This is a genomic window from Rhodococcus sp. 14C212, assembly GCF_011058195.1.
In the GTDB taxonomy this organism is placed as follows: domain Bacteria; phylum Actinomycetota; class Actinomycetes; order Mycobacteriales; family Mycobacteriaceae; genus Rhodococcus; species Rhodococcus aetherivorans.
In genome coordinates this window covers 45,213-64,994 of sequence record NZ_JAALEH010000011.1, presented here as the reverse complement: position 1 = coordinate 64,994, position 19,782 = coordinate 45,213, and the positions used below count along the sequence as shown (strand labels likewise).

Annotated in this window: 18 protein-coding genes and 1 tRNA gene; 8 read left to right on the top strand and 11 right to left on the bottom strand. The window is 71.0% G+C overall.

Features of this window, described 5'->3' with window-relative positions; translation table 11 throughout:
• Window positions 1-94 precede the first annotated feature (94 nt).
• A tRNA-His gene (locus G6038_RS07945) sits at window positions 95-172 on the bottom strand.
• Between the two features lie 83 nt (window positions 173-255).
• Window positions 256-855, bottom strand: coding sequence for an oligoribonuclease (gene orn / locus G6038_RS07940; protein WP_165037159.1), 600 nt, complete (start codon window positions 853-855; stop codon window positions 256-258).
• Window positions 856-938: 83 nt separating this feature from the next.
• On the opposite strand from orn, the gene G6038_RS07935 reads away from it, so the two are divergent.
• Window positions 939-2,678: a helicase HerA-like domain-containing protein gene (locus tag G6038_RS07935; RefSeq protein ID WP_165037158.1), complete on the top strand. Its 1,740-nt coding sequence runs from the start codon at window positions 939-941 to the stop codon at window positions 2,676-2,678.
• A gap of 6 nt (window positions 2,679-2,684) precedes the next feature.
• Here G6038_RS07935 and cmrA read toward each other — a convergent pair whose 3' ends face one another.
• From cmrA to G6038_RS07920, 3 genes are read right to left on the bottom strand one after another with little or no spacing between them, the layout of a single operon-like run.
• A complete protein-coding gene (gene cmrA / locus G6038_RS07930) occupies window positions 2,685-3,488 on the bottom strand; it encodes a mycolate reductase (RefSeq protein WP_165037157.1) in 804 nt (267 codons plus the stop codon).
• Between the two features lie 26 nt (window positions 3,489-3,514).
• A complete protein-coding gene (locus tag G6038_RS07925) occupies window positions 3,515-5,542 on the bottom strand; it encodes an NADPH-dependent 2,4-dienoyl-CoA reductase (RefSeq protein ID WP_165037156.1) in 2,028 nt (675 codons plus the stop codon).
• Window positions 5,539-6,084, bottom strand: coding sequence for a PadR family transcriptional regulator (locus tag G6038_RS07920; protein ID WP_165037155.1), 546 nt, complete (start codon window positions 6,082-6,084; stop codon window positions 5,539-5,541). Before G6038_RS07920 ends, G6038_RS07925 begins: the two co-directional genes overlap by 4 nt.
• Window positions 6,085-6,250: 166 nt before the next feature.
• On the opposite strand from G6038_RS07920, the gene G6038_RS07915 reads away from it, so the two are divergent.
• Window positions 6,251-7,582 (top strand): MFS transporter, encoded by a 1,332-nt coding sequence (locus G6038_RS07915; RefSeq protein ID WP_165037154.1) that lies wholly within the window; start codon window positions 6,251-6,253, stop codon window positions 7,580-7,582.
• On the opposite strand, the gene G6038_RS07910 is transcribed toward G6038_RS07915, so the two are convergent.
• Window positions 7,567-8,388 carry a thioesterase family protein gene (locus G6038_RS07910; protein WP_165037153.1) on the bottom strand — a complete coding sequence of 274 codons (822 nt, stop codon included), beginning with the start codon at window positions 8,386-8,388 and terminating at the stop codon, window positions 7,567-7,569. The two genes, G6038_RS07915 and G6038_RS07910, sit on opposite strands and share 16 nt — an antisense overlap.
• A 95-nt stretch (window positions 8,389-8,483) precedes the next feature.
• On the opposite strand from G6038_RS07910, the gene G6038_RS07905 reads away from it, so the two are divergent.
• Window positions 8,484-9,083: a TetR/AcrR family transcriptional regulator gene (locus tag G6038_RS07905; protein ID WP_165037152.1), complete on the top strand. Its 600-nt coding sequence runs from the start codon at window positions 8,484-8,486 to the stop codon at window positions 9,081-9,083.
• Here the strand turns inward: G6038_RS07905 and G6038_RS07900 are convergent.
• The 3 genes from G6038_RS07900 to G6038_RS07890 are packed head-to-tail and all read right to left on the bottom strand — an operon-like array spanning window position 9,067 to window position 11,574.
• Window positions 9,067-9,987: an SGNH/GDSL hydrolase family protein gene (locus G6038_RS07900; RefSeq protein WP_346772772.1), complete on the bottom strand. Its 921-nt coding sequence runs from the start codon at window positions 9,985-9,987 to the stop codon at window positions 9,067-9,069. The two genes, G6038_RS07905 and G6038_RS07900, sit on opposite strands and share 17 nt — an antisense overlap.
• Window positions 9,988-10,009: 22 nt before the next feature.
• Window positions 10,010-10,849, bottom strand: coding sequence for an alpha/beta hydrolase (locus G6038_RS07895; RefSeq protein ID WP_165037150.1), 840 nt, complete (start codon window positions 10,847-10,849; stop codon window positions 10,010-10,012).
• A gap of 23 nt (window positions 10,850-10,872) precedes the next feature.
• Window positions 10,873-11,574, bottom strand: a complete 702-nt coding sequence (locus G6038_RS07890; RefSeq protein WP_165037149.1) for a TetR family transcriptional regulator — start codon at window positions 11,572-11,574, stop codon at window positions 10,873-10,875.
• A 95-nt stretch (window positions 11,575-11,669) separates the two neighbouring features.
• Between G6038_RS07890 and G6038_RS07885 the strand changes: the two genes are divergently transcribed.
• Genes G6038_RS07885 through G6038_RS07875 form a run of 3 tightly spaced genes read left to right on the top strand, consistent with a single transcriptional unit; the run spans window position 11,670 to window position 14,255 of the window.
• The gene (locus G6038_RS07885; RefSeq protein WP_165037148.1) at window positions 11,670-12,782 is read left to right on the top strand and encodes a ferredoxin reductase; all 1,113 of its coding nucleotides are present in this window, start codon (window positions 11,670-11,672) and stop codon (window positions 12,780-12,782) included.
• Between the two features lie 26 nt (window positions 12,783-12,808).
• Window positions 12,809-14,014, top strand: coding sequence for an acyl-CoA desaturase (locus tag G6038_RS07880; protein ID WP_165037147.1), 1,206 nt, complete (start codon window positions 12,809-12,811; stop codon window positions 14,012-14,014).
• A gap of 13 nt (window positions 14,015-14,027) precedes the next feature.
• Entirely contained in the window at window positions 14,028-14,255 is a 228-nt protein-coding gene (locus G6038_RS07875; protein WP_165037146.1) for a hypothetical protein, read from the top strand.
• A gap of 108 nt (window positions 14,256-14,363) precedes the next feature.
• Here the strand turns inward: G6038_RS07875 and gdhA are convergent, their stop codons facing one another.
• On the bottom strand, window positions 14,364-15,707 hold the full coding sequence (gdhA, locus tag G6038_RS07870) for an NADP-specific glutamate dehydrogenase (protein WP_165037194.1): 1,344 nt from the start codon (window positions 15,705-15,707) through the stop codon (window positions 14,364-14,366).
• Window positions 15,708-15,844: 137 nt separating this feature from the next.
• Window positions 15,845-16,528 carry a GntR family transcriptional regulator gene (locus G6038_RS07865; protein WP_165037145.1) on the bottom strand — a complete coding sequence of 228 codons (684 nt, stop codon included), beginning with the start codon at window positions 16,526-16,528 and terminating at the stop codon, window positions 15,845-15,847.
• A gap of 151 nt (window positions 16,529-16,679) precedes the next feature.
• Here G6038_RS07865 and G6038_RS07860 point away from each other — a divergent pair, with 151 nt between their 5' ends.
• Together G6038_RS07860 and G6038_RS07855 are read left to right on the top strand one after the other, a co-directional pair.
• The gene (locus G6038_RS07860) at window positions 16,680-18,338 is read left to right on the top strand and encodes an L-lactate permease (RefSeq protein ID WP_165037144.1); all 1,659 of its coding nucleotides are present in this window, start codon (window positions 16,680-16,682) and stop codon (window positions 18,336-18,338) included.
• Window positions 18,335-19,726 carry an FAD-linked oxidase C-terminal domain-containing protein gene (locus G6038_RS07855; RefSeq protein WP_165037143.1) on the top strand — a complete coding sequence of 464 codons (1,392 nt, stop codon included), beginning with the start codon at window positions 18,335-18,337 and terminating at the stop codon, window positions 19,724-19,726. Before G6038_RS07860 ends, G6038_RS07855 begins: the two co-directional genes overlap by 4 nt.
• Window positions 19,727-19,782: the final 56 nt, after the last annotated feature.

Sequence of the window (19,782 nt, the reverse complement as noted above, 5' to 3'; positions counted from 1 at the left end):
TTCCCGGGACGGGGCGCTGGTGCAGAGCCCGCTGCACGGCGCCGAAACAGGCGAGTCCCTGACCGGCATTTCTGCCGGTCAGGGACTCGCCCTGTGGGGGTGAGTGACGGGACTCGAACCCGCGACAGCCAGGATCACAACCTGGTGCTCTACCAACTGAACTACACTCACCATCGCATTCGCGATCGGCCTGGGCCGGTTGCGCCTGCGGTACAGATACTAGCCTGACTTTGCCGAAAACGGCGAATCCGCAGGTCAGGCCGGACCCAACTCCTTCGTGACAGCGGCGATCTCGGCCGACGGCGGACCCGGCGGGGCGACGAACGCGGTCCGCCGGTAGTACCGCAGCTCCCGGATCGACTCCTTTATGTCGGCGAGCGCCCGATGCGACAGGCCCTTCGCCGGCTGCCCGAAGTAGATCCGCGGGTACCAGCGCCGGCACAGCTCCTTGACGGAGCTGACGTCCACCATGCGGTAGTGGAGGTAGGCGTCGAGCTCGGGCATGTCGCGGGCGATGAATCCGCGATCCGTCGCGATCGAGTTGCCGGCCAGCGGCGCGGTGCCGGCCTCCGGGACGTGGGCCCGGATGTAGTCGAGCACCGTCTTCTCCGCCTCGGCGACGCTCACCGTGGACCGGCGCACCTCCTCGGTGAGCCCGGAGCGCTCGTGCATCTGGGTGACGACGTCCGGCATCCCGGCGAGCGCGTCGTCGTCGGCGTGGATGACGATGTCCACCCCGTCGCCGAGCACATTGAGATCACTGTCGGTGACGAGGGCGGCGATCTCGATCAGCTTGTCGCTGTCGATTCGCAATCCGGTCATTTCGCAATCGATCCACACAAGTTTGTCCTGCACGAAACACAGAGTAGTCAGGCCGGTCGTGGCGATAAGGTCACGGTGACCATTCCGCGGCCGCACCTGGGCGAGGAGGACACCGCATGACGGTCGATCCGACACCGTCGCCGGCCGAGAAGGCGGCGGCGGCCCGCGCGGCCGCGGAGGAAGCGGCACGCGTCGCCGCGGCGGCCCTGAAGGCGGCCGAGCAGGCACAACGCGAGGCGGAGGCGGCCGCGCGGGCCGCCGAGGCGGCGGACGGCGCACCCGCCGGGCCGGCCCGGCAGATCGCCGCCGCCGGGCCGGCCCGGCAGATCGCCGCCGGATACGCCGCCGGCGGGGTCGCGCTCGAACTCGGCGCGGTCGTCCACGACGGGGTGGTCGATTCGTCGGCCCGGGTACGGATCCCGCTTGCCACGATGAACCGGCACGGGCTGGTCGCCGGTGCCACCGGCACCGGCAAGACCAAGACCGTGCAGGGCATCGCCGAGCAACTTTCGGCCGCCGGAGTCCCGGTCGTGATGGCCGACATGAAGGGCGACCTGTCGGGACTGTCGGCGCCCGGCGAGGACAACGACAGGCTCCGGACCCGCGCCGCGGAGACCGGGGATTCCGGATGGGGACCGACTGCCTACCCGGTGCAGTTCTTCTCGCTCGGCACCGAAGGCCCGGGCGTGCCCGTCCGCGCGACGGTCACCGCGTTCGGTCCGATCCTGCTGAGCAAGGTCCTCGGTCTCAACCCCACCCAGGAATCGACGTTGGGGCTGATCTTCCACTGGGCCGATCGCCAGGGACTGCCGCTGCTCGACCTGAAGGACTTGCGCCAGGTCGTCGCGCACCTGACCAGCGACGAGGGAAAGGCAGAGCTGAAGGGTATCGGCGGGGTCTCCCCGGCGACCGCCGGCGTGATCCTGCGGGCGCTCCTCAACCTCGAGGCAAGCGGCGGGGACACCTTCTTCGGGGAACCGGAGTTCGAGACCGAGGACCTGCTGCGCGTCGTCGGCGGCAACGGCGTGATCAGCCTGTTCGAGCTCGGCGCCCACGCGGCGCGGCCGGTGCTGTTCTCGACGTTCCTGATGTGGGTGCTCGCGGATCTGTTCCAGACGCTGCCGGAGGAAGGTGACCTCGACAAGCCGAAGCTCGTTTTCGTCTTCGACGAGGCACACCTGCTCTTCGCCGACGCCTCGAAGGCGTTCCTGCAGCAGATCGAGCAGACGGTCAAGCTCATCCGTTCGAAAGGCGTGGGAGTGTTCTTCTGCACCCAGCTGCCCACGGACGTGCCCAATGCGGTGCTGTCCCAGCTCGGCGCGCGGGTGCAGCACGCGCTGCGCGCGTTCACGCCGGACGATCAGAAGGCGCTGGCCAAGACCGTCCGCACGTATCCGGAGACGGAGTTCTACGACCTCGAGGAGGCGCTGACCACCCTCGGGATCGGCGAGGCCGTCGTCACCGTGCTGTCCGAGAAGGGCGCGCCGACGCCTGTCGCGTGGACGCGGATCCGTCCGCCGCGCTCGTTGCTGGACACCGTCGGTGAGGAGGCGATCCGGTCCGCGGCACGCGCGAGTGAGCTCTACGGCAAGTACGGGCAGACGGTCGACCGCGAGTCCGCCTACGAGAGGCTCACCGCGAAGGTGGCCGGCGCCCCCGACGTGGACCCGCGGTCGGGGGTCCCGCCGGTGCCGGACCTGCCCGACACGCCGCCGCCCCGGGACGCGGGGCAGAGCATGGTCGAGCAGGTCCTCGGCAACGCGGCCGTCAAGGGTTTCCTGCGGTCCGCGGCATCGGCCGCGGGGCGCGAGATCAGCCGGAGCATCTTCGGCACCGGCCGCCGCCGCAGGCGCTGACGGAGGCTACGCGCCCAGCTTCCGGTAGAAGGCGCCGACGATGGGCGCGACGACGCCGCGCGGGGTGTAGTTGCCGGCGACGGACATCGCCTTGCTGATCAGACCCGGCACGATGCGCATCTTGTTCTCGGCGAGCGCGTCGAGCGACACCTTCGCGGTGTGCTCGCTCGAGATCCACAGGAAGTCCGGCACGAGCTTGTCGACGATCGACGCCTCCGCCGGATCCGGGGTCTCCGTGCGCACCGGGCCCGGCGCCAACAGCGTCACGTGCACGCCGCTGTCCTTCAGCTCCCCGCGCAGCGACTCGGAGAAGGTGTTGACGAACGCCTTCGTCGCCGCATAGGTCGCGTTGTGGGGGATCGGCATGTTGCCCGCCGCGGAACCGACCATCAGGATCGCCCCGGAGCGGCGCTCGACCATCTGCGGCAGCACCGCGAGGGTCAGGTCGTGCACCGCGACGGCGTTCAGCTCGACCTGGGCCCGTTCGTAGCCCGGATCCAGCTGGGCCACCGGGCCGAAGGTCGCGATGCCGGCGTTGTTGCACAGGATGCTGATCGGGCGCTCGCCGAGTTCGTCGACAAGCTTCGCCCGCGCGTCGCGGTCGGACAGGTCACAGGCGCGGACCTCGACGGCGACGCCGTGCTTCGCACGCAGCGTCGCGGCGAGCTCCTCCATCACGTCGCCGCGCCGGGCGACCAGGATCAGCGAGTGCCCGCGCGCGGCGAGCTCGGCGGCGAGGGCCTCGCCGATGCCGGAGGAGGCGCCGGTCACGACGGCGCGGGCCTCGGGGGTGGGATTCGGCAGGGTCATGGTCGGTCAGCGTAGCGGCGGCCGGTTCAGATGCGGTCCGCGAGGCGCGTGCCCTGCTCGATCGCGCGCTTGGCGTCGAGTTCCGCGGCGACGTCGGCTCCGCCGATGACGTGCGTGGTCACGCCCGCGGCGGTGAGCCGCTCGACGAGGTCACGGACCGGTTCCTGCCCGGCGCAGATCACCACGTTGTCGACGTCGAGCACCTTCGGGTCGCGGCGGTCCTCGCCGAAGCTGATGTGCAGGCCGGCGTCGTCGATCCGCTCGTAGTTCACGCCCGAGATCTCGTGCACCTTCTTGTGCTGCAGCGACGCCCGGTGCACCCATCCGCTCGTCTTGCCGAGCCGCGCGCCGATCCGGCCGGGCTTGCGCTGCAGCAGGAACACCTCGCGCGGCGACGGCGACGGACGGGGCTCGGTGAGCGCTCCCGGGGCGGCCTTCGGGTCGGTGACGCCCCACTCGCGCTTCCATTCGGCCAGGTCGAGGGTGGGGGAGTGGTCGTGGGTGAGGAACTCGGAGACGTCGACGCCGATGCCGCCCGCCCCGATCACGGCGACTCGAGCGCCGACGGGCGCCCCCTCGCGGACGACCTGCGGGTACGACAGCACACTCGGGTGGTCGATGCCGGGGATCGCGGGCACGCGGGGGATGACGCCGGTCGCGACGATCACCTCGTCGTAGGCGCCGATGAGGTCGTCGGCCGTCGCCCGGGTGCCGAGCTCGACCTGCACCTTCGTCAGCTCCAGCTGGCGGCGGTAGTACCGCAGGGTCTCGGCGAACTCCTCCTTGCCGGGGATGCGGCGGGCGATGCCGAACTGGCCGCCGATCTCGTCGTCGGCTTCGAACAGGGTGACGGCGTGCCCGCGACGGGCCAGGTTCACCGCCGCGGCGAGCCCGGCGGGCCCGGCGCCGACGACCGCGACCGCCTTGCGGCGGCGGGTGGGGGCGAGCAGCAGCTCGGTCTCCCGCCCGGCGCGGGGGTTGAGCAGGCACGAGACGTGCTTGTTGACGAAGGCGTGGTCGAGGCAGGCCTGATTGCAGGCGATGCAGGTGTTGATCTCGTCGGCGGCGTCGGCGGTGGCCTTGCGGACCCACTCCGGGTCGGCCAGCATCGGCCGGGCCATCGAGATCAGCTGGGTGTCGCCGCGGGCCAGGATCTCCTCGGCGGTCTCGGGCATGTTGATCCGGTTGGATGCGGCGACGGGGATTGCGACGTGCTTCGCCAGTTCGGCCGTGACGTCCGCGAACGCGGCGCGCGGGACGGACGTGACGATGGTGGGCACCCGCGACTCGTGCCAGCCGATGTCGGTGTTGAGCAGCGTTGCGCCCGCCCGCTCGACCTCCTGGGCGAGGGCGACGATCTCGTCCCAGCGCTGGCCGCCTTCGACGAGGTCGGCCATGGACAGCCGGAAGCAGATCGCGAAGTCCGGGCCGACGGCCTCGCGGGTGCGGCGGACGATCTCGACGGGCAGCCGGCGCCGGTTCTCGGGGCTGCCGCCCCACTCGTCGGTGCGCCGGTTGGTGCGCTCGGCGAGGAACTGGTTGATGAAGTAGCCCTCGCCGCCCATGATTTCGACGCCGTCGTAGCCGGCCCGCTGGGCGAGCCGGGCACAGCGGACGTAGGCGCGGATCTGCCGGCGCACGCCCCAGGAGGTGAGCCTGCGCGGCCGGAACGGGTTGATCGGCGCCTTGATCGACGAGGCGGACACGCTCAGCGGCCAGTAGCTGTAGCGCCCGGCGTGCAGGATCTGCAGCAGGATGCGACCGCCCTCGGCGTGGACGGCATCGGTGATCGTCCGGTGCCGGCGGGCCTCGAGCCGGTTGGTGAGCTTGGCTCCGAACGGCAGCAGCCACCCGGTCCGGTTGGGCGCGTAGCCGCCGGTGACGATGAGGCCGACCCCGCCGCGGGCACGCTCGGCGAAGTACGCGGCGAGGCGGCCGGTGTTCTTGGCGCGGTCCTCCAGTCCGGTGTGCATCGAGCCCATGACGACGCGGTTGGGCACCGTGAACGGTCCGAGGTCGAGCGGAGAGAGCAGGTGGGGGTAGGGGTTCGTCACGAGTGGTCCTCGGTGGTGAGGGCGTCGAGCACTTCCTGGCACCAGTCGGTGAAGCCCTGTTCGACGCGGATGCCGCCGCGCAGGACGAGGTACTGGTGCAGTGAGGGCCCGGTGAGCCGGTGGGGTGCGGGGAAGTCGCGTTTTTCGATGGTGCGGTACACCTCGAGGCGGGCGGCGTGGGCGTCGCGGTGGCGGGTGAGCTCCGCGAGGAGGGCGGGCAGGGTGCCGGGCCCGGCGGCGCGGATCTTCACGGCCAGGTCGCTGCGCAGCTGCTCGGGGTCGGAGGGGTGGGCGATCCAGCGGTCCAGCTCGGTGCGTCCGGCGGCACTGACGCGGTAGACCTTCTTGTCGGGTCGCCCGTCCTGCGGCACGGTGCGGCCGGTGATCCAGCCGTGGTCCTCCATGCGCCGCAGCACGCGGTAGATCTGCTGGTGCGTCGCACTGTGGAAGAAGCCGATCGACTTGTCGAACCGGCGGGCGAGTTCGTAGCCGGAGCCGGACCGCTCGTCGAGTGCGGCGAGCAGCGCGTGTTCCAGGGCCATGCCGAGAGTATGCACCGAGGTGCATATGCAATCAAGTGCACACCGAGGGTGACGGCCGCGAACTTCCCGGTCAGCCGCGAACGCGATTGCGTTCGCAGCTGACCGGAAAGTTCGCGCGGACTACCAGAGGCCGGTTCTCGACGCGACGATCTCCTAGGCTGCGGGCATGAGCGCGCACACGGACGGCGCCGGGATCGGGGAGGCCACCTCGCGACGGCAGGTCTTCGCCTGGGGAATGTGGGACTTCGGGTCGTCGGCCTACCACGCGGTGGTGCTGACCTTCGTCTTCTCCGTGTATCTCACCGACGCCGTCGGCGACGACCTGCCGGGGTCGATGTCGGCGAGCACGTGGCTCGGGTGGGCGCTGGGCATATCGGGGTTCTTCATCGCGGTCACCGCCCCCGTTTCGGGCCAGCGCTACGACGCGGCCGGACGGCGCAAGCGGTCCCTCGCGGTGCTGTCCTACACCGGTGTCGCGCTGATGGCGGCGATGGTGTTCGTGCGCGACGACTACCGCTACCTGTGGCTCGGCCTCGTGCTGCTGGGTGTCTCGTCGGTCGTCGTCGAACTCGCGCAGGTGCCCTACAACGCGATGCTGCGTCAGGTCTCCACCGAGGAGAACATGGGCCGGGTCTCCGGTTTGGGTTGGGCCATGGGGTATGTCGGTGGGCTGCTGTTGTTGCTGCTCGGGTACTTCGGTTTCATCGCCGGCGACGGCGACACCCGCGGCTTCCTCGGCGTGAGCACCGAGGGGGGCCTCAACATCCGCCTGGTCGTGGTGGCCGCGGCGGTGTGGTTCGCGGTCTTTGCCGTCCCGGTGCTGCTGGCGGTGCCGGAGGTTCCGCCCACCGGTGCCGATCCCGGCGCGGAGCGAGCCGGGATCGTGCAGTCCTACCGCGTGCTGCTGCGCGACCTGCGCGAGCTGTGGGCGATGGACCGGCGCACCGTCGGCTACCTCGGGGCCTCGGCCCTGTTCCGCGACGGCCTGGCCGGGGTGTTCACGTTCGGCGCGGTGCTCGCGGTGAACGTGTACGGCATCGATGCCGCCGACGTGCTGCTGTTCGGCGTGGCCGCGAACGTGGTCTCGGCCCTCGGTGCGCTGGTCGCGGGCCGCTTCGACGACCGGGTCGGCCCCAAGGCGGTGATCGTCGCCTCGCTCGCCGCGATGATGGCCGTCGGGGTCGTGCTGCTCGTGGTGTCGGGGCCGCTGATGTTCTGGATCTTCGGTCTGCTGCTGTGCCTGTTCGTCGGGCCCGCGCAGTCGTCGGCCCGCACCTTTCTCGCGCGCATCACCCCGGCCGGGCGGGAGGGCCAGATGTTCGGGCTCTACGCGACGTCGGGCCGCGCCGTGTCGTTCCTGGCCCCGACCCTGTTCGGGCTCTTCGCCTGGACGTTCGACGCGGACCGGGCCGGGATCGCCGGCCTGCTCGTCGTGCTCGGCGCGGGGCTGGCGGCGCTGCTCGCGGTGCGGGCCCCGGAGAGTCAGTCCTTGAAGTAGACGAGCTGGTGGGTCGTGGCGAGCAGCGTGCCGTCGCGGCCCCACAGCTGGGCGGCCTGGTCGAAGTAGCCCTGCGAGAAGCGGTGGGTGCGCGCCGTGCCCAGGACGAAGTCGTCGCCCTGTGCCTCGAGCTGCCCGGCGTCGGCGTGGAAGTACACGGTCAGGGACACGGTCCCGGCCGGCATGTACCGGCCGCGCCGCAGGAACACCCTCGGGTAGAACACGTCGCACAGCGCCGTCAGCGCCGGGAAGTCGAGCGGTCGGGCCGGGGTGTCGCGCACCCACAGCGTCGTGGTGGAGTCGGGGTGTTCGCCGGCGTCCTGCTGGGGCACCGCGCCTTCGACGAACCGCATCTCGTAGTTCCGGGCCCACGCGATGAAGTCCGGGAAGGTCCGGGCGGGAACCGCATCCACCGACGGGACCGCCGGCATGTCGAGCTCGGTGTCCGACCAGGTGTCGCGGCGGGTGCCGAACACCGCGGTGGCGGTGGTGGTGACCACGCCGTCCTGCGTCAGCTCGAGCAGCCAGTGCTGGTTGGTGCGGTTGGTGCGGACCGCCCGCACGGTGATGTCGAACCCGCCGTCGGCAACCGGGCCGGCGTAGTTGACGGTGAGGGAGATGGGATCGCCGAGCCGGTCCGGGTGCTGCTGGACGGCCCGCAGCAGGGCGGCGGCGGTGACGCCGCCGAACGGGCCGACCATGTTCGTGTACTCCGGGCTGGTCCGCCCCCGCGTATGACCGTCCTCCGTGGGCTCGAGCGCCACGGCGGCGTCGAAGGGGTGGGGCGGGGCGGCGATCTCGGTCACGACGACTCCTCGGGAAGAACGGGTCCGTTCCGGCACGAACCGGATCTAAGTATGACAACATACATAGAAACCGACGGCAAGAGCGGAGCAGGGACATGGCGAGGCGACCCGACCCGACCACCGGCCCTCGCGCCGCGATGATCCGCAGCGCGATCCGGCTCATCCGCGAGCGGGGCGTCGCGGCGACCTCCTTCGCCGACGTGCTCGCCCACAGCGGTGCGCCGCGCGGGTCGGTCTACCACCATTTCCCGGGCGGAAAGTCGCAGCTCGTCGAGGAGGCCACCCGCAGCGCCGCCGACCACCTGGGTCAGGGGATGGCGCGGGTGCTGGACTCCTCGGACACCCCCGGCGCCCTGCAGGCTCTCGCCGACCTGTGGCGTCGCGGCCTCGAGGACGGCGACTACACGGTCGGCTGCCCGATCGTCGCGGCGGCCCTGGGCACCGAACGCGGCGCCCGCGACGTCGCCGGGGAGGCGTTCGAGCACTGGTGCGGCCTGCTCGCCGGCACGCTCGTCGCCGACGGGGTGGGTCCGGAACGCGCACGGTCGTTGGCGGTGCTCGTCGTCGGCGCGCTCGAGGGTGCGCTGGTGCTCGCCCAGGCGCAGCGCAGCTCGGCGCCGCTCGACGCCGTGGTCGACGAACTCTCGGCCCTGTGCCGGTCGGCGATCGACCCCGCGGCTACTCCGCGATCGTGACCAGGACCTGTTCGGCGGCGTTGCGGTGGCCGTCGGCGTTGGGATGCAGCGGCGCCGCCGGCTGGGACGGGAACAGGCCTTCGGTCCAGCGCTGCGCGGAGGGCTGGCACGCGTCGTGCCCGACGGTGGACTCGCGCAGGTCGACGTAGTCGACGCCCGCGGCGTCGGCCTGCTGTTCCATCGCCGCGTTGAGCCGGTCGATCTTCGCCTGCAGGTACGTCGCGTCGTCCGGCAGGATCGGCTGATCGGGATAGCATCCGCCGTCCCGGATCCCGGTCGGGTAGCCGACGAGCAGGATGCGCGCGTCCGGGGCGCGGTTGCGGATCTCCTGCACGATCGCGCCGTAGGTGGGGGCGAAGTCGTCGATCGCGCGGTCCACGAGGTCGCGGCCGTCGCGGACGTTCGCGGTCGCGCACAGGGGTCCGGCCGGCGCCGCGGCCCTGCCGGACGAGCGGTCGAGCGCGAGACACGATCCGGCCAGGGCGACCAGGCCGATGTCGTTGCCGCCGATCCCGACGGTGACCAGCTCGGTGTCGGGGGTGAGCGCATCGTACTGCGCAGCGACGGTGACGCCCGACGAAACCACTTGGGGCCCAGCCAGGTTCGCTGTCGTCGCGGAACTGCACGACGCGTCGCGGAAGTTGTCGATGCCCAGCGTCCCGGCCACCGCATGGGGGTAGTTGCTCCCCGAGCGCGCGCACGCCGAGTCGATCTGGGGCGGGATCATCGGGCCCGCCGTGAACGAGTCACCCAGGGCCACATAGGAGCTGTAGGCGGGGCCGGGGGCGGGATCGGAATCGGCGGGCGACCCGGGATCGGTGCAGGCCGTGGCGAGGACGGTGAGGGAGGCGGCCGCGACCGCGCCGAGCCGGCGACGCCTACGGCGGCACGCTGCAGTGGTCACGGCTCCTCCTGTGGACATGCTCTTACGGCCGGTCGCCGATCCGGGCGAGGATCGCCTTCGCCAGCGCGTCCGGCGCCTCCTCCGGCACCCAGTGGCTGACGTCGTCGAGGACGACGAATTCGTAAGGCGCGTCGACGAACTCGCCGCAGCGCTCCGCGCCCGCCCGGCCGAGGGCCGAATCCTCGGTGCTCCACACGTAGGTGGTGGGCACCCGCACCGGTGCCAGTCCGGAGAACTCCCGGGTCATCGCGCGGTACCAGTTGAGCGCGGCGGTCAGGGCGCCGGGCTCGGACAGCACCCGCACGTACTCGTCGATCGACGCGGGGCTCACCCGGTCGCCGTACATCACGCGCAGGCGACGGGCGTCGTCCTCGAGCAGGACGTGCTCGGCCTTCCCCTCCTGCCGGAGCAGCTTGATGTAGGCGGCGCGGGCCTGCTGATCGGCGTCCTCGCGCAGGGCCCAGCCGTAGGCCGCGAGGTGCGGCACGGACACCGCGGTCAGGGTGCTGATGCGGTCGGGGTGCCGCGCCGCGACCTGCCAGGCCACGGCGGCGCCCCAGTCGTGCCCCACCAGGTGGGCCCGCCCGATGCCGGTCGCGTCGAGCAGCCCGATCACGTCACCGACCAGCAGGTCGATGGTGTACGCCGGCACGCCGTCCGGGCGGGCACCGGGGGAGTATCCCCGTTGGTCCGGCATCAGCACTCGCAGGCCCGCCTCTGCGAGCTGCGGCGCCACGGCCTCCCAGCTGCGGGCGGTCTCCGGGAATCCGTGCAGGAGCACGACGGGCGTGCCGTCGGCGGGACCGGTGACGTGAACGTCGAAGGTGAGGTCTTCGAGGGTGACGTGAGTGGTCTCGAACATGGCGCCCACCGTACGGGTTGCCGTCAGCGGCGGGAAGGTTTCCACGCGCCCATGCCGAGAACGATGAGGCGCATCTGCTTTTCGGCGCGGGCGAGGACCTCGGCCTCCGCCGGCCCGCCGGGCCGGTCCACGTCGAGCAGTTCGAGCACCACCTCGAGCATGGCGGTGACCAGCAGATCGGCCGCCATCTCCAGGTCGTCGACGTCCCAGTCCGCCATGCCGGGCATGCGGGAGAGATCGACGGAGAGCTCACCCGTGATCAGCCGCAACTCGACGGTGACGGTGCGCGCGACGGCCGGCTGGCCGCCGTAGCGCTCCCGGGCCAGGAATCGGAACGCCTGTTCGTGGGCGCGGACCTGCCGCACCAGGGTCTCGAGCGACGCCCGCGCAGAGGACGGGCCGCGCGTGCGCCGGGCCTCGCGCAGCAGCTTGCGGAGCATGCGCATGGTGTCGGCGGCGAGAGCGACGCCGAGTTCCTCCATCGAGCCGAAGTGGCGGTAGAACGCCGTCGGCACGATCCCGGCTCGGCGGGCCACCTCGCGCAGGCTCACCGTCGCGAAGCTGCGATCGGCCGAGAGTTCGAGCGCCGCGTCGAGCAGGGCCTGGCGGGTGCGCTCCTTGCGCGCAGCCCGCGTCGCGGGTTCGGGGACGGGGGCTGCGGACACGGCTCCGAGTCTAGGCAGTGCGACGCGGCGGCGGTCGGGGACCGTGGTGACGGCCGCCACAACAACGTTGACAGCCCACCGGGCGATCCTGGCACACTGGGTTCAGTGCACATTTGTGCACTGAATTTGGACACTCGCTCGAGAGGAGCGACGCCATGACCCTGCTCTACCGCGCCCGCCGCGGGCCGGGGCCGTCGATCGGACGGAAAGCCCTGATCAAGGCGCTGCACGTACTCTCCGCGCCGCACCACCCGGATCGGTACCTCGAACTGGCCGATCCGCTCCTGGCCGTGCAGCACACGCGTGCCCGGATCACGCACGTTGACCGAAGTGTCCCGGGTGCGGTGACACTCGAGCTGCGCCCGGGCCGGCCGCTGGAGTTCCGGGCCGGTCAGCACCTGCAACTCGGCGTGGTGGTGGACGGCGTGCGGCACAGCCGCAGCTACTCGCCGGTGAGTTCCCAGCATCGAGCCGACGGGCGCATCCAGCTCACGGTCGGGGTGCGACCGGACGGCGTCGTCTCGCGGCACCTGCACGAGCACGCCACCGCGGGCGACGTCGTCGACCTCGCAGCGGCCGCCGGCGAGTTCTGCCTGCCCGCGGTGCGGCCGGAGCGACTGGTGCTCGTCAGCGGCGGCAGCGGCATCACTCCGGTGCTGTCGATGCTGCGCACCCTCGCCGACGAGGGCTACTCCGGGACCGTCGCCTTCCTGCACTACGCGCCCACCGCCGCGCACGTGCCGCACCGTGATGAGATGGAGGCCCTGGCCGGCGCCCGTACCGGCGTCGACGTGGCCTTCGCCTACACCCGGGCGGACGACGGTGCGTTGCGGGGCCACTTCGACCGGAGTCACCTCGAGCAGGTCGCCCCGTGGTTCGCCGGCGCACCCGCCTACGTCTGCGGCCCGGCCGGGCTCGTCGACAGCGTGCGGGCGGTCTACGGCGACGCCGACGCCGCGCACCTGCTGCGCACCGAGGAGTTCATCCCGCCCGTCGTCGTGCGCGACGACGACGCGAGCGGCACCGTCACCTTCGCCGCGTCCGGGGTTCGCGCCGAGAACAGCGGCGTCACCGCCCTCGAGCAGGCCGAGGCAGCCGGGCTCACCCCGCAGCACGGCTGCCGCATGGGAATCTGCCACTCCTGCACCGCGACCCGGCTGTCCGGCTGCACCCGCGACGTGCGCACCGGCGAGACCGACGACGAGGCCGGCGCCGAGGTGCAGATCTGCGTGAACGTCCCCGTCGGCGACGCGGTCTTCGACCTCTGACCCACTCGAAACAATTGGAGGACACCATGTTCGGTTTGTCCATCCCCCTGTCCATGCCGCTGCCGGCGTTCCTGTCCGGCCGTCGCGATCCCGATCCCTCGCCGGTCGTGCTGCGCCGCGAGCAGGTCGAGGAGATCGGCCGCGAACTCGACGCCCTGCGCGAGCGCACCGTCGCCTCGCTCGGCGCGGCCGACCGCGAGTACATCTACCGCATCGTCGAGGCGCAGCGGCGCTTCGAGATCGCCGGCCGTGCACTGTTGTTCGTGGGCTTCCTGCCGCCGGCATGGGTGGCGGGCGTGGCCGCGCTGAGCGTGTCGAAGATCCTCGACAACATGGAGATCGGCCACAATGTGATGCACGGCCAGTACGACTGGATGCGCGAGCCGGAACTGAACTCCCGCAACTTCGAGTGGGACAACGTATGTCCCGCCGACCAGTGGCGGCACTCGCACAACTTCCTGCACCACACCTACACCAACATCCTCGGGATGGATCGCGACGTCGGCTACGGCATCCTGCGGATGGACCCGGCGCAGCGCTGGCACCCCTACTACCTCGGCAACCCCGTCTACGCGACGGCACTGATGCTGCTGTTCGAGTGGGGCGTGATGCTGCACGACGCCGAGGTCGAGAACGTCGTCGCCGGCACACGCAGCTGGCGCGACGTGATCCCGCTCGCCCGGGGGTGGTGGCGCAAGGCGCGCGGTCAGGTGGTCAAGGACTACGTGGCGTTCCCGCTGCTGTCGGGGCCGATGTTCGTGCCGACGCTGCTCGGCAACGCTGCCGCCAACCTCGTCCGCAACGTGTGGGCGTTCTCCATCATCTTCTGCGGGCACTTCCCGTCCGGGGTGCAGTCCTTCACCGAGGAGGAGACCGCGCACGAGACCCGCGGCGAGTGGTACGTGCGTCAGCTGCTCGGCAGCGCGAACATCACCGGCACGCCGTTGTTCCACATCATGTCGGGCAATCTCTCGCACCAGATCGAGCACCACCTGTTCCCGGATCTGCCGGCGCACCGGTACCCGGAGCTGGCGCCGCAGGTGCGGGAACTGTGCGAACGGCACGGGTTGCCCTACAACACCGGCGGCCTGCTCGCCCAGGTCGGTTCGGTGTGGCGCAAGATCGTGAAGCTGGCCCTGCCGCCGAGCTGGGTCACGGAGGAGCCCACGACGTCGGTGCTCATCGAGCGCAGCGTGCCGGTCACGGGTACCCTCGCCCACGACAGCGCCTGAAGGGGGCACCGCCATGGTGGGTAGGTTCGAACGCAACAAGGACACGTTCCAAGAGGTGACCGAGTCCGCGGCCACGCACGTCGGCAACATCGCCGGCATCATCACCGGCGCGGTCCGCGAGGTCACCCGGGAGATCGGGGACTGGATCAGCGACGGCATCGAGATGCGGGAGGCCGCCCGCAAGGCGAGCGCCGACGACGAGCGCGTCGCAGAGCCGCCGTCCGAGCCGTCCGGCGGGTAGGCGAAGAACAGCCGGCACAGAACACCGGGTCGGTGGAGAGCTACAGAGACAGCGAGGGGCGGGCACCGGAATCCGGTGCCCGCCCCTCGCGCTCGGCCGGGGTTCGGATCAGATGACGCCGAGCGCGAACATCGCGTCGGCGACCTTCACGAAGCCGGCGATGTTGGCGCCGTGGATGTAGTCACCGGGCTTGCCGTACTCGGCGGCGGTGTCCACGCAGTTCTGGTGGATGTCGCGCATGATGCCGGCGAGGCGCTCGTCGGTGTAGTCGAAGTGCCACGAGTCGCGCGAGGCGTTCTGCTGCATCTCGAGGGCCGAGGTCGCCACACCGCCGGCGTTCGCCGCCTTGCCCGGGGCGAACGCGACGCCCGCCTCGCGGAACACCGCGATGCCACCGGGGGTGGTGGGCATGTTCGCGCCCTCGGCGACGACGCGCACGCCGTTGTTGACCAGGGTCTTCGCGGCGGTCTCGTCCAACTCGTTCTGGGTGGCGCAGGGGATGGCGACGTCGCACGGCACGTCCCAGATCGACCCACCCGGGAAGTACTGCGCGTCGGGACGCTCGTCGACGTACTCGGAGATGCGGCCGCGCCGGACCTCCTTGATCTCCTTGAGCAGCTCGAGGTCGATGCCGTTCTGATCGACGATGTAGCCGGAGGAGTCGGAGCAGGCGATGGCGATGCCGCCGAGCTGGTGCACCTTCTCGATCGCGTAGATCGCCACGTTGCCCGAACCGGACACGACGACCTTGCGGCCCTCGAGGGAGGAGTTCACGGACTTGGCCATCTCCGCCACGAAGTAGGCGACGCCGTACCCGGTGGCCTCCCGGCGCACCTGCGAACCGCCCCAGGTCAGGCCCTTGCCGGTGAGCACGCCCGACTCGTAGGAGTTGGTCAGGCGCTTGTACTGGCCGAACAGGTAGCCGATCTCGCGTCCGCCGACGCCGATGTCGCCGGCCGGGACGTCGGTGTACTCGCCGATATGGCGGTGCAGCTCGGTCATGAAGGACTGGCAGAAGCGCATGATCTCCTGCTCCGAGCGACCCTTGGGGTCGAAGTCCGAGCCGCCCTTGCCGCCGCCGATGGGCAGGCCGGTGAGGGCGTTCTTGAAGATCTGCTCGAAGCCCAGGAACTTCACGATGCCGAGGTTGACGCTCGGGTGGAAGCGCAGGCCGCCCTTGTACGGGCCGAGCACGCTGTTGTACTGGACCCGGAAGCCGCGGTTGACGTGTACGTTGCCCTGGTCGTCGACCCACGGCACCCGGAAGATGATCTGCCGCTCGGGCTCGGTCAGCCGTTCGATGAGGCCGGCTTCGAAATAGCGGGGGTGACGTTCGAGGACGACATGCAGGGACTCGAACACCTCGGCGGCTGCCTGATGGAACTCGGGTTCACCGGCGTTGCGCGCCTGCACCTGTTCGTAGATCTCTGCAATGCGGTCCGCGGTCGACACGCTCACCTACCTGACTGTGAGGAGACTGTTACATGGCGTTAACACGTTGATTCTAGGCGCAGGCACGAGAGGTCCCGTAGAGGGGTGGCGACCACCCACGTGCATGCGGCGGCTGCCCGGTGCGGCGGGGGAGGCGGTTACGCAGGCTCCGGGAGGGTGGCTTCCGGACCCGGGCTGCCGCCGAGCGCGGCGACGAGGCGTTCGCGTGCGCGTCCGAGGTGCCGGGTGATCACCTCGACCGCCGCATCGCCGTCGCCGGCCAGGACGGCGTCGAGGATCTGCTGGTGTTCGGCGGCGATGCTCGTGGTGGTGAGCAGCTGCTTGCCCTGCACCTGCACCATGCACAGCCGCACCTCGGACACGAGCGAGCCGAACATGCGGCTGGTGCGCGGGCTGCCCAGCGCGTCCACCAGGGCGGTGTGGAAGCGCATGTCGGGTTCGACGACGGTGAGCGGGTCCGCCTCGGTCATGGCCGAGATCTCGGCGTTGGCGGCCGACGCCGCCGGAGGCGCCGCCCGGGTCGCGGCGAGCGCGCGCAGCACCACGGATTCCAGGTGCGCGCGGGTGCGGTAGATGTCGCGCACGTCGTCGGGGCCCAGCTGGGGCACGCGGGCGGTCTTGTGGGCGCTGCGCTGCAGCAGGCCCTCGCCGACGAGCTTCTCGATGGCGGCCTTGGCAGTCGGCCTGGCGACCTCGTAGGCGCGGGACACCTCGGCTTCGGTGAGAGCGTCCTCGTGCGTCAGCTCCCCGGCGAACACGCGCCGGCGCAGTTCCAGGGCGAGGGCGTCGACGATCGACAGGGCCTCGACGCGTCCGACCAATGCTCCGCCCCTTCCGGCTCCTCGCACCCCCGCAGGACCTGCGCGAACACCAGCATTCTTGCACGACGCCGCACATGCATTCTTGACAGGAATGTGTACTTGTCTGACAATTTCGGAGATCGGTGACAGGCATCACAACGAGAGGCGCGCTATGTACCAACAGACACTCGACCCGATCGGCGGCTCGCTCGCCTGGTCGGCGGTGGTCGCGGCGATCCCGCTGGCCGCGATGTTCGTCATGCTCGGCGTCTTCAGGTGGAAGGCGCACCGCGCGGCCCTCGTCGGTCTGGCGCTCGCGGTGCTCACGGCGGTCGTCGGGTGGGGCATGCCGCTCGGTCAGGCCGCGGCCGCGACCGCCGAGGGAGCCTTCTACGGCCTGTTCCCGATCTTGTGGATCCTCGTCAACGCCCTGTTCGTCTACAAGCTCACGGTCGTCACCGGCTGGTTCGAGGAGCTCGGCCGGGTCGTCCGGTCCATCTCGGACGACCAGCGCATCCTGGCCATCCTCATCGCCTTCTGCTTCGGCGCGCTGCTCGAGTCGCTCGCCGGATTCGGCGCCCCCGTCGCGATCTCCGCGGCGATGCTCATGGCTGCGGGCATGGCACCGCTCAAAGCCGCGTGCACGTCCCTGCTCGCGAACACCGCGCCCGTGGCCTTCGGCGCGATGGGCGCCCCGATCCTCGCGCTCGCCGGGGTCACCGGGCTGCCGCTGGACGAGCTGTCCGCGATGGCCGGCCGGCAGACGCCGTTCGTCGCGGCCGTCGTGCCGATGGTGATGGTGTTCCTCGTCGACGGCCGCCGCGGTGTTCGGCAGACCTGGCCCGTCGCGGTCGTCGCGGGCCTGACCTTCGGCCTCGCCCAGTTCGTCACCGCGAACTACCTCACCGTCGAGCTCACCGACGTCGTCGCCGCGATCGTCACCGTCGGCGCGGTGCTGGGCATGCTGAAGGTGTGGCAGCCGGGGGAGCGCCTGGTCGCCACGACCGACTCCGCCCTCACCGCACCGGTCGGCGCCGGCACCGGGGTCGGCATCGCCGCCCCGCCGTCGCGTTTCGACGGATACAGCCGGACGCGGCGCACGCTGCTGGCCCTCGCCCCGTACCTGACGATCATCGCGATCTTCACCGTGGCCCAGATCCCCTTCGTCAAGACGTGGCTCACCGAGATCGGCACCGTGTCGTTCCGCTGGCCCGGACTCGACATCCTCGATGTCGACGGCAAGCCGCTGGGCGCGCAGACGTTCAAGCTCGACCACCTCAAGGCCACCGGCACCCTGTTGCTGCTCGCCGGGGCCGTCACGGCCGCGATGTACGGGATCGGGGTACGCCGTGCCGTCCGCGCCTATGCCGACACCCTCGTGCAGCTGCGCTGGACCATCGTCACCGTCACCTCGGTGCTCGCGTTGGCCTTCGTGATGAACCTGTCCGGCCAGACCGCCGGCCTCGGCATGGCGCTCGCGTCCGCGGGCGGAGTGTTCGCCCTCGTCTCGCCGCTGATCGGCTGGATCGGCGTGGCCATCACCGGATCCGACACGTCCTCGAACTCGCTGTTCGGTGTCATGCAGATGACCGCCGCACAGCAGGCCGGGCTCGACCCGGTGCTCATGGCGGCGGCCAATTCGTCCGCGGGTGTGCTCGGCAAGATGCTCTCGCCGCAGAACCTGTCGGTCGCGGTGGCCGCGGTCGGCCTGGCCGGGGCGGAGGGCGTCATCCTGCGCCGCCTGATCGGCTGGAGCCTCGGGTTGCTCGTGTTCCTCACCGTCGTCATCTACCTGCAGTCCACCCCCGTTCTCGATTGGATGGTTCCGTGAACACCAGCGTCGTGACTCCTGTCCCCGACACCGAGCAGGTCGTTGCCGCGCTCGTCGACGCCGTCGGCGACGCCGTCGTCACCGATCCGGACCGGATGCTCGCCTATCGGCGCGACCAGTCGCTGCTCACGCCGGCCGGGATGCCGCTCGCCCTGGTCCGGGCGCGGGACACCGACGACGTCGTCGCCACCCTGACGATCGCGCACCGGCACGGCATCCCCGTCGTCACCCGCGGCGCCGGCACCGGTCTCGCGGGTGCGGCCAACGCCTTCGACGGCGGCATCGTGCTCAGCGTCGAGAAGATGAACGCCATCCTCGAGATCGACACCGAATCGCGCACCGCCACAGTGCAACCCGGGGTGATCAACGGCGATCTCGCCGCCGCGGCCGCCGAGCGGGGGCTGTGGTACGTGCCGGACCCCGGCAGCCGCGCCGTCTCCACCATCGGCGGCAACCTCGCCACCAACGCCGGCGGCACCTGCTGCGCGAAGTACGGGGTCACGGCCGACCATGTCGCCCGCATCAAGGCGGTGCTCGCCGACGGGCGGATCATCCACACCGGCGCCGTCACCCGGAAGAACGTGGCGGGACTGAACCTCACGCAACTGCTCGTCGGATCCGAGGGCACCCTCGCCGTCATCGTCGAGGCCACCGTGCGGCTGCGCGCCGCCGCCACCGCGGCGGCCACGGTGGTCGCGAGCTTCCCGGAAACCGCGCAGGCCGTCGCCGCGGTGCTGGCGATCCGCGAGCAGGCCGAGCCGTGCCTCGTCGAACTGATGGACCGCACCACCATCGCCGCCGTCAACGACATGACGCACATGGGACTCGACGACACGGCCGGCGCGCTGCTGCTCGTCCAGTGCGACGGGCGCGACGCCGCCGCCGAGGCCCAGGTGTGTGCGCGGGCCTGTACCGCGGCGGGCGCCACCGAGGTGTACGACACCGCCGACCCGGTGGAGGGGGAGGAGTTCATGGCCGCGCGGCGGGTCGCGCTCACCGCGCTCGAACGGTGTGGCAGCACCCTGCTCGACGACCTCGCCGTCCCCGTGCCCCGGCTGCCCGAGATGCTCGCGGCGATCGAGGCGATCGCCGCGCGGCACGAGCTGCTCATCGGCACGTTCGGGCACGCGGCGGACGGAAACCTGCATCCCACCATCGTGTTCGACGCCGCCGACGAGGTCGTCGCGGGGCGCGCCCGGCAGGCGTTCGACGAGATGGTCGCCGAATGCCTGGCGCTCGGCGGTTCGATCAGCGGAGAGCACGGCATCGGGGTGCTCAAACAGCCGTACCTCGAAACACAGGTCGGCACCGTCGAGCGTGCGCTCATGCAGCGCATCAAGGCGGCGTTCGACCCGAGCGGGATTCTCAACCCGGGGCGCGGGATCTGACGAGACGGCGACCCCCGGGGACGGACCCGTCGACGGACCTCCGTCCCTACCCGGCC

Bases quoted from the DNA above. Each gene is read 5' to 3' on its own strand.
- G6038_RS07935 (WP_165037158.1), top strand. From the start codon at position 939: ATGACGGTCGATCCGACACCGTCGCCGGCCGAGAAGGCGGCGGCGGCC.
- cmrA (WP_165037157.1), bottom strand. From the start codon at position 3,488: ATGACCCTGCCGAATCCCACCCCCGAGGCCCGCGCCGTCGTGACCGGC.
- G6038_RS07920 (WP_165037155.1), bottom strand. From the start codon at position 6,084: ATGGCCCTGGAACACGCGCTGCTCGCCGCACTCGACGAGCGGTCCGGC.
- G6038_RS07915 (WP_165037154.1), top strand. From the start codon at position 6,251: ATGAGCGCGCACACGGACGGCGCCGGGATCGGGGAGGCCACCTCGCGA.
- G6038_RS07905 (WP_165037152.1), top strand. From the start codon at position 8,484: ATGGCGAGGCGACCCGACCCGACCACCGGCCCTCGCGCCGCGATGATC.
- G6038_RS07895 (WP_165037150.1), bottom strand. From the start codon at position 10,849: ATGTTCGAGACCACTCACGTCACCCTCGAAGACCTCACCTTCGACGTT.
- G6038_RS07885 (WP_165037148.1), top strand. From the start codon at position 11,670: ATGACCCTGCTCTACCGCGCCCGCCGCGGGCCGGGGCCGTCGATCGGA.
- G6038_RS07880 (WP_165037147.1), top strand. From the start codon at position 12,809: ATGTTCGGTTTGTCCATCCCCCTGTCCATGCCGCTGCCGGCGTTCCTG.
- G6038_RS07875 (WP_165037146.1), top strand. From the start codon at position 14,028: ATGGTGGGTAGGTTCGAACGCAACAAGGACACGTTCCAAGAGGTGACC.
- G6038_RS07860 (WP_165037144.1), top strand. From the start codon at position 16,680: ATGTACCAACAGACACTCGACCCGATCGGCGGCTCGCTCGCCTGGTCG.